Genomic DNA, 14642 nt, shown 5'->3' with positions numbered 1-14642 from the left:
TGCTTCCGCGGGACCGCCGCTCCGCCCGGCTGTCGGGCTGCTGATGGCGAAGAAAGCGTGGAGCGCCGGCTCCGCGGAAAGCGTGGGGCCGGCGGGCGGGATGGAAGGTACCGCCCGCCGGACGGGTTGGGGGAGCGGCCGCCCCTATGACGAGGCGGCCACTCCGGCCAAGGACCTACGCGGCGGCCATCTCGCGCTCCGGCTGCGGCTGCGGCCGGGTCCGGCGGCGGGGCTGCTCGTCCTTCTCGGCCAGGTACTCGGTGTAGGCCGGGACGGTCAGGAAGGCCGGGAAGTCGCGGCCCAGCGAGACGGTCTCGAAGATTTCGCGGGCGTCGTCGAAGCGGTCGCCGTCGAAGCGGGGCAGCTTGCCGAACTCCTCGTCCAGCAGTTCCCGCACCCAGCGCTCGGTGACGATTTCGCCGTCGTTAGTGATGGCGTGGGCGTTGATCCACTGCCAGATCTGCGACCGCGAGATCTCGGCGGTGGCGGCGTCCTCCATCAGGTTCTTGATGGCGGCCGCGCCGTGGCCGCGCAGCCAGGACTCGATGTACTGGATGCCGACCTCGATGTTGGTGCGGATGCCCTTCTCCGTGATGGAGCCCTCGGTGCCCGCGATGTTCAGCAGCCCGCGGTCATCCGGGGTGACGTCCTCGCGCTTGCGGTCGATCTGGTTCGGCCGCTCCCCGAGCACGGAGTCGAAGACCTCGCGGGCCACCGGCACCAGGTCCGGGTGCGCCACCCAGGAACCGTCAAAGCCGTCGCCGGCCTCGCGGGTCTTGTCGGCGCGGACCTGCTCCATCGCAATCTTGTTGACGTCCGGCTTCCGGCGGTTCGGGATGAACGCGGCCATCCCGCCGATCGCCATCGCCCCGCGGCGGTGGCAGGCGCGGACCAGCTGCTCGGTGTAGGAGCGCATGAACGGCGCCGTCATGGTGACCTGGGTGCGGTCCGGCAGCACGAACCGGGGTCCGCGGGTGCGGAAGTTCTTGATGACGGAGAAGATGTAGTCCCAGCGGCCGGCGTTCAGTCCCGACGCGTGGTCGCGCAGCTCGTAGAGGATCTCCTCCATCTCGAAGGCGGCCGTGATCGTCTCGATCAGCACGGTGGCGCGGATGGTGCCCTGCGGGATGCCCAGCAGGTCCTGCGCCAGGATGAACACGTCGTTCCACAGCCGGGCCTCGTGGTGCGATTCGATCTTCGGCAGGTAGAAGTACGGGCCGCGGCCCTGGGCGATCAGCCGCTGCGCGTTGTGGAAGAAGTACAGGCCGAAGTCCACGATCCCGCCGGCCACCGGCTCGCCGCCGATCAGCATGTGCTTCTCCGGCAGGTGCCAGCCGCGCGGCCGCATCACGATAGTCGGCATGTCCGTCAGCTTCTCGCCGCGCAGCTTGTATTCCTTGCCGGCCTCGGAGGTGAAGTCGATCTTGCGGTCCAGCGCATCGGTCAGGTTCAGCTGCCCGTTGATCACGTTGGACCAGCTCGGCGTCGAGGAGTCCTCCATGTCCGCCAGCCACACCTTGGCGCCCGAGTTCAGCGCGTTGATGGTCATCTTCCGGTCCACCGGGCCGGTGATCTCGACCCGGCGGTCCTCCAGCCCGGGCGCGATCGGCGCGACCTGCCAGGAGGAGTCCTCGCGGATCTGCCGGGTCTCCTCGAGGAAGCGGGGGTCCTCGCCGCGGGCGATCCGGCGGCGGCGGTCCTCGCGCTGCTCGAGCAGTTCGCGGCGGCGCTCGGCGGTGGCGCGGTGCAGCTTGGCGACGAAGTCCAGCGCCTGCGGGGTCAGGACTTCCTCCTGCCGGCGCACCGGGGTTGCGGTCAACGTGATGCCGTTCAAGGTGATCGGGTCGTTCATGGGACTCACTCCTTAAAAATTTTGGGGTACGACGACGGCGGTGCGGCCTTCGCGCGCACCGCACCACCGCCGTCGTAAGCGTTCCTTTAGTGGAACTGGCCTTCTTCGGTGGAGCCCACCAGGGCCAGGGTGCTGCCGTTGGGGTTCAGGGCAGTGGAGATCTGGTCGAAGTAGCCGGTGCCCACTTCGCGCTGGTGCTTGGTTGCGGTGTAGCCGCGGTCTTCGGCGCCGAATTCGCGCTCCTGCAGCTCGACGTAGGCGCTCATGCCTTCCCGGGCGTAGCCGTGGGCCAGGTCGAACATCGAGTAGTTCAGGGCGTGGAAGCCGGCGAGGGTGATGAACTGGAAGGTGAAGCCCATGGCGCCGAGCTCGCGCTGGAACTTGGCGATCGTGGCGTCGTCCAGGTGCTTCTTCCAGTTGAAGGACGGCGAGCAGTTGTAGGAGAGCATCTGGTCCGGGAACTCGGCCTTGACGGACTCGGCGAACTTGCGGGCCAGCTCCAGGTCCGGCGTGCCGGTCTCCATCCAGATCAGGTCGGAGTACGGGGCGTAGGCCTTGGCGCGGGCGATGCAGGGCTCGATCCCGTTGCGGACCTTGTAGAAGCCCTCCGGGGTGCGCTCGCCGGTGATGAACTCGCGGTCCCGCTCGTCGACGTCGGAGGTGATCAGGGTCGCGGCCTCGGCGTCCGTCCGGGCGATGATGACCGACGGCGTTCCCGCCACGTCCGCGGCGAGCCGGGCGGCGTTGAGAGTGCGGATGTGCTGCGCGGTGGGGATGAGCACCTTGCCGCCGAGGTGGCCGCACTTCTTCTCCGACGCGAGCTGGTCCTCCCAGTGGACGCCCGAGGCGCCGGAGGCGATCATCGACTTCATCAGCTCGTAGGCGTTCAGCGGGCCGCCGAAGCCGGCCTCGGCGTCGGCCACGATCGGGACTAGCCAGTCCTCGACGCTCTGCTTGCCCTCGGAGAACTCGATCTGGTCCGCGCGCAGCAGCGCGTTGTTGATCCGGCGGACCACCTGCGGCACCGAGTTGGCCGGGTAGAGCGACTGGTCCGGGTAGGTGTGGCCGGAGAGGTTGGCGTCGGCGGCGACCTGCCAGCCGGAGAGGTAGATGGCGCGCAGGCCGGCCTTGACCTGCTGGACCGCCTGGTTGCCGGTCAGCGCGCCGAGGGCGTTGGTGTACTGGCCGGTCTTGGCTTCCTCGGTCAGCTGCTTCCACAGCTTCTCGGAGCCGCGGCGGGCCAGCGTGTGCTCCTCCTGGACGCGGCCGCGGAGGCGGACGACATCGGCCGCGGTGTAGTCGCGAGTTATGCCCTCCCAGCGGGGGTTGGCAGCCCACTCGAGCTCCAGTGCCTTAGCTGCCTCTTCGGGGGTCTGCGGGGCCGGCTCAAATGATGCGGTCATTGCTGTTCTCCTTGGTAGTCCCGGCGTCTTCACCGAGTGACGTGGGTTACGGCTGTGGGGCCGAACTTCTTCGTAAAAACGACTATTCCGCATGTGCAAGGGGGCTGATAGATGAAAATGCTGGAAAGATTCGCGTTTCTTCGCGTATCCTCAAGAAATGACTTCTACAAGCTGGCACCGTCCCGCGAAGCCTGCAGCGGAGGCGGAGAACGACGGCGACATCGACCTGATCAGCCTCGGTCGCCGCGTGCGTCACCTGCGTAAGGCGCAGGGCATGACGCTCGACGACCTGGGCGACGCCGTCGGCACCGCGCCCTCCCAGCTGTCGCTGATCGAGAACGGCAAGCGCGAGCCCAAACTCGGCATGCTGCAGTCGCTCGCCAAGGCCCTCGGCGTGGGCATGGACCAGCTGCTCGGCGCCGAACCTCCCAGCCGCCGCGCGGCGCTGGAAATCGAACTGGAACGCGCCCAGCGCGGCCCGCTCTACGGGTCCCTCGGACTGCCCAAAGTCCGCATCAGCTCGCGGCTTCCCATGGATGTACTCGAGTCCCTCGTCGGCCTGCAGCACGAGCTCGAGCGCCGGCTCGACGAGCAGTCCGCGACGCCCGAGGAAGCCCGCCGCGCCAACACCGAACTGCGGGCCGAAATGCGCGCCCGGAACAACCACTACGAGGACATCGAGGCCCAGGCCCAGGAGCTGCTCAAGGCGGTCGGCTTCAAGGGCGGCCCGCTGTCCCACCACGTCGCCGCGGACATCGCTGAGCACCTCGGTTTCAGCCTCCAGTACGTCGGGGATCTGCCGCATTCCACCCGCTCCGTGACGGATTTGAAGAACCGCAGAATTTACCTGACGCAGGGCCACCGGTCGGAGCATGACCCGCGCTCGGTGCTGCTGCAGGCCGTCGGCCACTACGTGCTCGGCCACGAGACGCCTTCGGACTACGCCGACTTCCTGCGCCAGCGCGTCTACACCAACTACTTCGCCGCCGCCCTGCTGATGCCCGAGCACGCCACCGTGGATTTCCTGCAGAAGGCCAAGGCCTCCAAGGAGCTGGCGATCGAGGACCTGCGCGACGCCTTCTCGGTTTCCTATGAAACCGCCGCCCACCGGTTCACCAACCTGGCCACCCACCACCTGGGCATCCGCTGCCACTTCCAGAAGGTCCACGTCTCCGGGATCATCCATAAGGCGTATGAGAACGACGACGTGAACTTCCCGGCGGACCACACCGGCGCCATCGAAGGCCAGCCTGTCTGCCGGTTCTGGACCAGCCGCGCGGTCTTCGACGTCCCCGACAAGTTCCGCGCCTTCAACCAGTACACCGACACCGCCGCCGGCACGTTTTGGTGCACCGCCATCACCGAACGGCACTCCTCGGGCGAGTATTCGCTGAGCATCGGCGTGCCCTACAAGGACGTCAAATGGTTCCGCGGCCGCGACACCCAGGAGCGATCCAAGTCGCTCTGCCCCGACGAGTCCTGCTGCCGCCGCCCGCCCGCCGACCTCGCCGCCCAGTGGGGCGGCCAGGCCTGGCCCGCCGCCCGCGCCAACACCCACCTCCTCGCCGCCCTGCCGCCCGGCGCCTTCCCCGGCGTCGACGAGACCGAGGTCTACCAGTTCCTCCAAGCCCACGCGGGGCGGTAACTGAACGCGCTGGACCGACAGGGGTCGGTAATGAAGTCGGTCAGGTCGAAGCAGGAGGAGCCAGCGCCTGGATCCAGAGGCGCTCTCCGAGTCATGGTCATTTCGCTGCCATGAAACGTCCTATCCGATAGGTAGATTGAAAGTAGCGCTTTGCTGGTCGCCGGGCATTGCTCCGGCGGCGTTTGAATAGTCGCTATGAGTGAATTGGGATCTATAAGGGGGACGCGCCGTGGCGCTCAAGAAATCCGACCTCTACAGCTCGCTGTGGAAGAGCTGCGACGAGTTGCGCGGCGGTATGGACGCCAGTCAGGACGCGAGGTCGCCAAGTGGTCGGTCCGCCGCATGAAGACCAAGTGGGGCTCCTGCAACAGGGAGTCTGCTCACGTTTGGTTCAACCTGGAGCTCGCCAAGAAGCACCCGAACTGTCTTGAGTACATTGCGGTGCACGAGATGACTCACCTACTTGAGCGACACCACAACGAGCGGTTACCCAACTCATGAACGGATTTCTGCCTGACTGGAGGGCCCGCAGGGATACAAGTGCGGATGCCTAGGTTAGTGGACGACAGCTCTGTCAAAGCGCCCTGAGTCGCTCACAAAACCCGCACTTACCTCCTAAGAGCGGTTCCCGCGCGAAATGTCTGGTGCTTCTGGTGTGAGCTCACGATCGGTATATACGGCTCGAGCATCACTGGGCCGAGCTTGAGAATAACAAGCGACTAAATGATGACGCGGTTGAATGAGCGATGCATATGTCAAATGTGCACACTGATTTCCTATCCGAGAGTGAATAAAAATATGATCGCTAGTGAACCTCCGAACTGGGCGGAGGCGCTAACTTCTGTACTGTCGTTGGCCACGTTGCTGGCTGTCGTTCTAGCCGCTGTTCAGATACGTCATGTAAACCGCCAAATGCACCGAGAGCTAGAAATGCAGTACCTGCTTCGATTCTGGACACTCATGGACAGGCGATCGGAGAAATTCATGTTGAAGGGAATTCCGAAACGTGCCGACAAGATCCTTATCCAGGAGTACATAGGATTGTGCGAAGACCAAATAGCTCTGCGCGGCCTTGGCCGAGTCACAGACCATACCTGGAGCTATTGGGGACGCGATATGCGTTCCATGTGCAGCACTGCGGCGATACAAACTGAAATGCATAACGCCCCGCTGGAGGGATACCCCCATCTTCGAAGGCTGATTGCTGATGAAAGTTATGACCCTCTTCAAAGGAACAAACTCTGGCGCTTGTCGCATGGGCTTTAGCGCTGGAGCATCTGCAGTGCGCCCGAGTTGCCCATACTCCGCCCCATGATTGGCACGCAACAGCTGGCAAGACCATCGCTGTCGGGCCGTTGATCCAACCCGAGATGGATGGCCGCAAGTTCGTCCGGCTACTCATTCGGATCGCTGGGCCAACCTCGCCGCCCTGGCCTCGAACCTCATCTCCTGGCTCCTACTCGCGGCTCTCCCGGCGGGTCACAAGGCCAGGGCAGGGGACATCAAACGCTGGCGTTACCGGCTCTTCGCCACCGCCGGGAAAATCATCATCCGCGCCCACAGGCACCATCTGCTGCTGCCCGACACCGCCCCGGAGCGGCTGCTGTGCAACACCCTGATTGAGGCCACCGCCCGCATCCACGCGCGAATCACCCAAGCCGTAGCCGCCCTCCGGACCTGACACCGGCGGCACCCTGACCACCACGAGCAGAAAGACCAAGCACCGGCACGTGGAAACCCGCGCAGAACCCGGCGTCAAGGGCCCCTCAGCGTGCCGGGAACCAGCTGAACAGCCAACCCGCCATTCACCGAGGCTCCGGCACGCGACGGGCTCACCATGAAAGATCAGGGCTAGCTGCCGCTCCAGGCGTGGCCACCGCTTAAACGTCGGACCACCCTGCAGAATGGATTGCAGGAAGTCACCCATCGGATGGCCTCCAACCTTGTCGTCACATAGTTCCTGGGGGAAGTCATCGCTGGTTCCATCTACTCGCAAGTGCTCACTTACTCTCAGAATCTGTTGCCATGGCAACGTGATGCGCTTCGGAGGCACACCTCAAGCCCCACACTTCCAGACACTGACGTAACCGACCTCACAGACATGGCATACGCATCAGCCCTGTCGGACTTGAGTCTTAGGATCGAGCACCAGGACGAAACAACGAGGCTGAACCCGTCCACGCCGAAGCCACTCACAGAGCACCACATTCCCACTAGCTCCTCGGATAGCCCACCTGTCACCATCAAGAAAATTACTCACCATCAGGGCGTCAACAGGATGCGTGAAAACACGAGCCTCACCTTGGAGGCCAAGGGCATCGTCATCATCTACGGTCTCAACGGGGTAGGCAAGTCCGGCTACACGAGGATTCTCAAATCCTCCTGCCACTCACGGCATCCCGAAACCATCTTGGGCAATGTTTTCAAGCAGGAAGATATGGAACCCCTTGCCACCGTGGACTACCTCTTGGGGGAGGAGGAAACCAGCCACAACTGGAACCTCAGGAACGCCAGCGAGGACTCCAACCTATCCCGAGTGGCCGTCTACGATTCCAAAACCGCTGCGTCGCATGTGAATGCCAAGGGCACCACCCTAACCGTTACCCCTGACGGTCTGGAACTCCTGCAAAGCCTAATCAATACTTACGACGCCGTCGGAGGTGACGCGAAACGCAGACAAGCTGCGCTGAAAGCGGCGCCAGCACCAGCCATCTACCACCAAGCCACGGATGAGGAAGTCCGCAAGGTTATGAAGGTAGTGGGCAAGTTCGGCGGCTTTATGGCTGTCAAAGCACTAGGGAAGCTGACCGAGCAGGAACTTGTGGAACTCGAAACCCTTCCGGCAACCATCAGCCACCGCAAAAATAGTAGTAAGAGCACACGGCTGGCACAGGCGCAGAGCCGGATGAACCAGACCAGGACCCAGGCAAACAGGATTCAGACCCTTGCTGAGAAAGTCAGCCCCGAACAGTTCGAAGTCCTGCGGGCCATCTGGAAACGCTTGCGGACCATCAAGCTGGAGGAGGCGGCACAGGAACAGCATGATTTCTCGGCAGAGGTCGTTCCCGGTGTCCTAAGCAGTCACTGGCACGTGATGTGGAACGCGGCCAAGGATTATGCCGACAAGATTGCCTACCCTGACGAGCAGTTCCCCTCCGACGCAATGGAGAACTGCCTGCTGTGCCATCAGCCCCTGACCGAGGAAGCCCACGAACGGTTCCGCCAGTTCGATAAGGCAATGAAACAGGATCTTGCCGCAGAGCGGCGGAAGCTGACCGCGGTTGCCATGGATGTCGTTACCGGTATCAAGAAGGCTGTCTCACCGGAGCAGATTGATGATGCCCTGCTGACAGTGCTGGCAGAAGAAGACATGGCAGTCATCCTGCAACTGCGGCTGGACCTGCACACGATCACAGACCTACTCGAAAACCTGCCCACGGATGACGACAGCCTTGAAGCCATTGACGAGAAGGTCGCACCGTTCATCAAAGGCTCAGCGGTCGCCGAGGGGGACACCGGTTCCATCGAGGGCTTCACCATCCAGGACAGCCTAGGTGAGGCGGTCATCTTCATTGAGAAGGTGGTACAAACCTACGAAGCGGACGTTCACAAAATCCAGGAAGAATCCGCAGACGGGGCAGACCTCCTGGAAATACAGGCAAAACTGATCAACCTGCAGGAGCGTTCCCTAGTTGCCAAGGCGCTTCCAGCACTCAAGACACTGCACAACCGGTTGATTCACATCGAGGCATTGCAGGAAGTCATCGGGCAATGCGGCACACGGGGGCTCTCGGACTTCTCGGGCAAAGTATGCCAAGAATATGTGGAGCAGGTAGCCACGGACTTCAAGGACAACCTCCGCATCCTGGAAGACCGTCCACGGGGAGCAAGCAACGAACCCCAGTTGAAGGTCGACCTCATTGCCACTAGCGTCAACAAGGGCGTCAGCAACATTGCCTTCAATATCCTAGGCACCAAGAAAACTCCCGCAGACGGGGTTCTCAGCGAAGGGGAACTTCGGGCCGTGTCCATTGCCGCGTTCCTCAGTGATGTTTCTTCTAGCGGTGACGGCTCGGCAATCATCCTTGACGACCCCATCACCTCCCTGGACCAGGCATTTCAAATCAAGGTTGCTCAACGTCTGGTGAAGGAAGCCCGTACCCGACAGGTCATCATTTTTACCCACTCCATGCCATTCGCCAGCGTTCTGTGGCACGAGGGCATCACTAAGGACAGGGAAGACCAGATCCGGGAAGGCATTGAGGAACCGGTCAAGGTGGAGTACAACTTCATCGAAATCACTCAGCGGGAGGAAACCGGCACGGGGCAGCAGATTGCCGGCACAGGCTCACCCAAAGGCGGCTACAAGCCCCTGATGCAACTGCTCGAAAACGAGCAGTATCCCCAGGCGAAGGCTCTGTATGAGGCACATAACCATGCAGCATATGCGCGGGCCTGCGAGAACTTCGCCAACAACCTCCGTAAGGTTTGGGAGTACGTCGTCGAGGAACTGGTCGTCAACGGCATCGTGGCACGGAACAAACCGGGAGTGTCCACTCAGCACTTGAGGACGCTCCTAGTGCTAAGAGAGAAGGACATCGTGGCCATCAACGATGGCATGAATGTCAACAATTTCTATGTTCACTCCACTGCTGAGGGGAACGAAAAGTCTCTTCCGACACCTGCTGAGATGGCTCTGCGTCTGAAAGACATCAGGGATTTCGCGAAAGATTTGTCCAACAGGAGGAAAGCGCAAAACGCTGAGTGGGCTCTCTGAGCGGTAACACTGCATCCTGGTAAGAACCCGGTCTTGCACCCGTGAGTCCCGCAGCGCAGGATCAGGCCTGTACAAGTTCCAGGGACGGCAGCCGACCTCGCATCGCAGCGAGTTCAGGCTAGATTCGATCCAAGTGCCTCGACGAGTCGGTCCCTGATTCTTGTTTTCCGCTTCTCGAAGAACTCCATGAAGTCGATGGAGCCGAGTGGCAGCCCATCAAGGTCATTTTCTTGTAGGTACGTCGCGCGCCTCTCCTCGGTCGGGAAAGCTGATGCGATCCAGTCGATTGGAAGCGCGTCCTGCTTCTCGATGTTTGCCGTACCTGCGAGAAGTTGGAGGTTGGGCAGGAGATTGAAAGAGGCGAGGTAATCGTCAACTCTTTCTGTGGGGACTCCTGCCTCCGCCAGCTTCTTGTTCGTGAAACGGGACTTGGGGAAAATGTGATCCTCATGAAACTTCTTGCTCAGGTCGAGCCCCGGGTACAGCACTGAGAGCACGGAGAAGGTGCGTTGCCCGGCGTACTTGAGATTGAGCAGCTCGTCGATCTCGGCAGTGTCAAACGTTAGGCCCTTGCCGACAGCAGCCATGGCCGTTTCGAGTGCCTCCACGGGGAATTCTGGCACGGTGTTGGCACGCAGGACATCACGGATTCGCGTGAGCAGCGTGTCGAGTCCTGATCCCCATACACCGCGTTTGATAAGGGATCGGGTAACCCAGCGCTGGAGCGCCAACCGGTCGGCTGCGTGGGAGCTGGAGTCGAGGTAGGCGTCGCCCGCGCCGCGCAGGTGAAGGTAGTGTGCGATCGGGATGATGACGCTGTTCGCTGTGAGATTGCGTTCGTTGTATCCGAATTGCTGGAGCAAGATTCCTGCACGCAGCAAGGCGTTCTTGATTTGGGGCCAGGCGGCTTCAACCTTCGCCATGTTGGATTGCGTGAAGTTGGTGACCTTGAAGCGCACATCGACATCGGCGATGGTCAGCGCCGTTTTCAAAACGACGTCCTTAGAGAAGGAAAACTGTCGCCCGGCGTTGCCGTTGAGGTCGCTGACTAAGGAGCGGACCTCTTCACGAGCGTCCAGTTCCTTCCACTGGTTGGTGGCCATGGACAGCAGCAAGTCGGAATAGGAGAGCGTCGTGCCGCCGCTGTTGACGCGCACGAATATCTCAAGGACCTTGTCGGGGTCCTGATCTGTGACCAGGAAGTAGTTCATCGGCTTGAGAATGCGGACCGCCTCGTAGAGGTCGTACATTCTCTGGAAGGCGTCACCTGAATTGGCGATGTTACGCCGCTCAAGCTCCTTCATAATCGCCGGGCCGGAGTTCGCAAGGTCAAGAATTGCGCCAACTCGGAACCACTTGTGCTCGCCGCCTCCAGCCGGGGCTGCGTCCTTGTCTGTGAGGAAGCGGAGGTCGTACTTGAGACCCAGTTCTTCGTCTTCGGGGTCATCAACGAGGTTGAGATAAAGACGCTTGACAGGGAACGCATCAGGGCTGTTCCACCAGGCATACTTCCGCTTCTCGGCCAAGCTTCCGTAAAGTGCGATGTTCAACGAGGTCAGTCGCTGTTGGCCGTCGAGGACGGCCATGGTTCCGTTGCCGGCCGGGACAGTTGCCTTATCGGCGTATGGGTTGTCGCGCTCATGGAAGTTCGTGAGGAACTCGTAGAAGGTGTACGACTGGGCAGTCTCCGGCTCCACATCCCACAGCAGGAAGGAACCAACCGGGTAGCCGCGCATAAGGCTGTCGACGAGCTTCACAATCTGATTGGGGCCCCAGACGAACTCGCGCTGGATCGCTGGCATTAGGTACTCACGTTTGTGGATGGCGTTGAGCATCTCCTCGATGCTTCGCGGGGTCTGGAAAGACACGGTGATACTCCTTATGCCGTGACGAGCTGCATCAACTCGGTGTAGTCAGTGACGACGTCGTAGGTGACGTCCTGGCCGCTCTTCTCATTGAGGGCGGCGAAGAACTTGCGGGCGCATTCGATCTTGGCGTCTTCGACGCCCTTGAGCTGGAGCGTCGATAGCGAGCCCTTGGTCTCGGCCACGAAGTAGACGTGCTTGACGCTCCCCTCAATGAAGGCAATGGCCCAGTCAGGGTTGTAGTCGCCGACCGGGGTCGGGATGAAGAACCCGCGCGGGAGCTTCGCGTAGACCGCGACCTCCTTGCTGGTTTCTAGCCCGGACACGAACGCCTGTTCTATCTTAGAGTCAGTGATGACGTAGTCGTAGATGTGCTTCGTCAGTTTGCCACCCGCGTGCGTGAGGTCCTGCTTGGTCTGGTTCTCCGTAAAGATCGCCGAGTCGAAGCGGTCCTCCATGGCGTCATATGTCAGGTGCTCAACGATAACGGTCGCCTTCTGCTCGTTGATCAGCCGCGCGGCCTCGGTGATGAACTGCTCGGAGTTGAGTCGGAACTTCGCAAACGTGCCCGGCGCGACGTTCCGCAGGATAGCTGCGACCGTGCGGCGGGTGAGCTGGGTCTTCTCGGTGATCTCGCCGAGCAGGTCGTATTTGATCTGCGAGCCCGCGCTGACGGTCTCCGTGTGGGTCTGCGTGCTCGACACTGTGAACCCGGCTCGGCTCGCCAGCTCGTCCGCCTCTAGCTTCTCGCGCTGCCGTCCGGATTGGACGACGTACTGCATCGCGGCGACGTTCAGGTACTTGTCGAGGTGCCCGACGGACTTGCGGATTAGCTCGGCCGAGTCGAATTCGACCTGGTAGGCGGCCTTGTGGTTGATCCGGCCCCAGAGCGCCTGGAACTCCTTCCGGGCGAAGTTTGTCTCGTTGAGTGGGATCTTCTTGGGCTTACGGCCGTCCGGCGGGAGGGGCACGTCAATGTAGAGCCCGTCGACGAGGGGCCAGACGAAATCGACGACCGGACCTAGCACTTTCGAGGTTGGCTGTGCGAGGGTACCGGCGGCCTTGTCGTCCTTGTACTTCTCGGTGACCAAGCCATCCTCATCGACGTAGCCACTCTGGACGAGGTGGAAGTAGAGCGCGGTGGCGAGCTCCTCCTCCACGACCGACTCGCCGGACGGCGTCTGGATTGTCTTGCCCGTGAAGAACTTGACGCTTGCCTTGCGCGGCCGGGCCGCGAGGGACTCAGAGATTTCCTTCTGGAGACCCTCGACGAAGTCGGTGTAGGACTCGTCAGTGACCACGGTCAGTTCGTTGATATCGTGCACCGTGACGGGGTTGTCCATCCGCTCACCGTGCTGGTTGACCGCCAGGCGCAGCCCGCGGCCGATCTCCTGGCGGCGGGAGACGGTGTTATCGCTCTTCTTGAGCATCCCCATGACGAAAACATTCGGGTTGTCCCAGCCCTCGCGCAGTGCGGAGTGGGAGAAGATGAACCGCACCGGCTCCGCGAAGGACAGCAGGCGCTCCTTGTCCTTGAGGATCAGGTCGTAGGCATCCGTATCGGTGGACTGGCCCTTGTCGTCGCCGCGACCGCTGACCTTGCCGTCCACCTGCCGCTTGGTCTTCTTGTCGATCGAGAAGTACCCCTCGTGCACCGCGCGCACTTCGTCGCGGCGCAGATACTTCTGGTACGCCGAAATGGCGTCGTCGATGTCGAGTTCGCCGAGGACCTCGTCGCGGATGGTCGCGTACTCCTCCTCGAAGACGCGGGCGTAGTCGCCGAGGGTATCCTCGCGGTCGTAGTCGCGGTACTTGGCGACCTCGTCTATGAAGAACAGCGAGAGTACCTTGATGCCTCGGCTGAACAGCTCCCGCTCCTTGTCCAGATGAGCGCGGATGACCTCGCGAATCTGGATGCGGCGCTTCGTCTCCTCAGTCACGTCGCGGTCGGCCAGCTGGCCGGCGACCACCACGTCGCCGCTGCTTAGCTCGATCACGTCGCGGTTCGCGTCGACCTCGGTGACGAACAGGCCCTTGTATGCCTCGATCCCATTCGACACGTCGTGCAGGTTCGCGCCCACGTCGAGGCGCTTGACCTGCCGCTTGATCGGGCCACCCTTGGTTTGTACCTCGATCTCCACCCGCGCGCGCGGCTTGGCGCCCTTGGCGATTTCGATCGCGTCCAAGTACAGGTATGCGGTCGAACCGGCGAGGCCCTTGACGGTGATGCCGCGCACGGCGATTTTCTTGACCAGCTTCTGGTTGTACGCATCCAGTGCATCCAGCCGGTGCACCTTCGTATGTTGTACCCTGTGCGTGGCCGAGTAGCGCAGCATCATCAGCCCGTTGAACTCGGCCAGAGCCTGGAGTGACTTTTCCGCGCCGATCTTCTGCGGCTCGTCAATGATCACGACCGGGCGGTTCGCCTTGATGACGTCGATGGGGCGACGCGACTGGAAGTCGTCGAGCACGTCATAGATGCGCCGGTTGTCCTTGCCGGTCGCGTTGAACGCCTGGATGTTGATGATCATCACCTGCACCCCGGCGTCGGAGCTGAACCGCTCCAGCTCGTGCAGCTGCGAAGAGTTGTAGATGAACGAGCGCGGCTTGGTGCCGTAGAGCTGCTGAAAGTGCTCGGCTGTCACGTCGAACGACTTTTTGACGCCCTCACGGATCGCGACTGACGGCACAACGATGATGAACTTGCTCCAGCCGTACCGCTTGTTCAGCTCCATGATCGTCTTGATGTAGACGTACGTCTTGCCCGTCCCCGTCTCCATCTCCACGTCCAGGTTCGGCGCTCCCGGGGCCGCCTTACTGTCGACCAGTTTCGGCGACGGCGGCAGGTTGCGAGACCGCTGCACCTTGTGCACGTTCTCCAATAGCTGCGACCCGGTCAGTGCGATTTCGGCGTTCCGCAGGCCCGAATCGGGCGTTTCGTTTGTTTCGAACAGCGCCGGGTTGGCGACAGAATTCACCTTGCCGGGGTCGATCCGGTACGAGATGCCGTCGTGCTTGGGTTGGCCCTCGAAAACCTCCACGACGGAGTCGACGGCATCGGTCTGGTACCTCTGGACCTTGAACTTAAGTTTCATCCCGA

At 61.9% G+C, this 14642-nt stretch carries 7 protein-coding genes and 1 pseudogene; 4 read left to right on the top strand and 4 right to left on the bottom strand.

Features of this window, described 5'->3' with window-relative positions:
* Window positions 1-175: 175 nt before the first annotated feature.
* Window positions 176-1852 (bottom strand): malate synthase A, encoded by a 1677-nt coding sequence (gene aceB / locus OC550_RS19320; protein ID WP_262107565.1) that lies wholly within the window; start codon window positions 1850-1852, stop codon window positions 176-178.
* A gap of 86 nt (window positions 1853-1938) precedes the next feature.
* Window positions 1939-3255: an isocitrate lyase gene (gene aceA, locus OC550_RS19315; RefSeq protein WP_262107564.1), complete on the bottom strand. Its 1317-nt coding sequence runs from the start codon at window positions 3253-3255 to the stop codon at window positions 1939-1941.
* Window positions 3256-3412: 157 nt separating this feature from the next.
* Here aceA and OC550_RS19310 point away from each other — a divergent pair, with 157 nt between their 5' ends.
* From OC550_RS19310 to OC550_RS19295, 4 genes and pseudogenes are all read left to right on the top strand, one after another.
* Window positions 3413-4900 carry a helix-turn-helix domain-containing protein gene (locus OC550_RS19310; RefSeq protein WP_262107563.1) on the top strand — a complete coding sequence of 496 codons (1488 nt, stop codon included), beginning with the start codon at window positions 3413-3415 and terminating at the stop codon, window positions 4898-4900.
* 195 nt (window positions 4901-5095) lie between these two features.
* Window positions 5096-5401: a M48 family metallopeptidase gene (locus tag OC550_RS19305; RefSeq protein ID WP_262107561.1), complete on the top strand. Its 306-nt coding sequence runs from the start codon at window positions 5096-5098 to the stop codon at window positions 5399-5401.
* 910 nt (window positions 5402-6311) lie between these two features.
* A pseudogene (locus OC550_RS19300) lies at window positions 6312-6581 on the top strand (IS1380 family transposase); the annotation flags it as partial.
* Between the two features lie 597 nt (window positions 6582-7178).
* A complete protein-coding gene (locus OC550_RS19295) occupies window positions 7179-9677 on the top strand; it encodes an ABC transporter ATP-binding protein (RefSeq protein WP_262107560.1) in 2499 nt (832 codons plus the stop codon).
* A 113-nt stretch (window positions 9678-9790) separates the two neighbouring features.
* On the opposite strand, the gene OC550_RS19290 is transcribed toward OC550_RS19295, so the two are convergent.
* Together OC550_RS19290 and OC550_RS19285 are read right to left on the bottom strand one after the other, a co-directional pair.
* Window positions 9791-11545 (bottom strand): DUF262 domain-containing protein, encoded by a 1755-nt coding sequence (locus OC550_RS19290; RefSeq protein ID WP_262107559.1) that lies wholly within the window; start codon window positions 11543-11545, stop codon window positions 9791-9793.
* Between the two features lie 11 nt (window positions 11546-11556).
* Window positions 11557-14637 carry a type III restriction-modification system endonuclease gene (locus tag OC550_RS19285; RefSeq protein WP_262107558.1) on the bottom strand — a complete coding sequence of 1027 codons (3081 nt, stop codon included), beginning with the start codon at window positions 14635-14637 and terminating at the stop codon, window positions 11557-11559.
* Between the last annotated feature and the right edge of the window lie 5 nt (window positions 14638-14642).

The sequence above is a fragment of the Arthrobacter sp. Marseille-P9274 genome, assembly GCF_946892675.1.
GTDB lineage: Bacteria > Actinomycetota > Actinomycetes > Actinomycetales > Micrococcaceae > Crystallibacter.
This window is presented reverse-complemented; position numbering and strand designations above follow the sequence as displayed.

What these genes read in the sequence shown, in the direction of transcription:
- aceB (WP_262107565.1), bottom strand. Translation starts at nt 1,852, where the DNA reads ATGAACGACCCGATCACCTTGAACGGCATCACGTTGACCGCAACCCCG.
- aceA (WP_262107564.1), bottom strand. Translation starts at nt 3,255, where the DNA reads ATGACCGCATCATTTGAGCCGGCCCCGCAGACCCCCGAAGAGGCAGCT.
- OC550_RS19310 (WP_262107563.1), top strand. Translation starts at nt 3,413, where the DNA reads ATGACTTCTACAAGCTGGCACCGTCCCGCGAAGCCTGCAGCGGAGGCG.
- OC550_RS19305 (WP_262107561.1), top strand. Translation starts at nt 5,096, where the DNA reads ATGAGTGAATTGGGATCTATAAGGGGGACGCGCCGTGGCGCTCAAGAA.
- OC550_RS19295 (WP_262107560.1), top strand. Translation starts at nt 7,179, where the DNA reads ATGCGTGAAAACACGAGCCTCACCTTGGAGGCCAAGGGCATCGTCATC.
- OC550_RS19285 (WP_262107558.1), bottom strand. Translation starts at nt 14,637, where the DNA reads ATGAAACTTAAGTTCAAGGTCCAGAGGTACCAGACCGATGCCGTCGAC.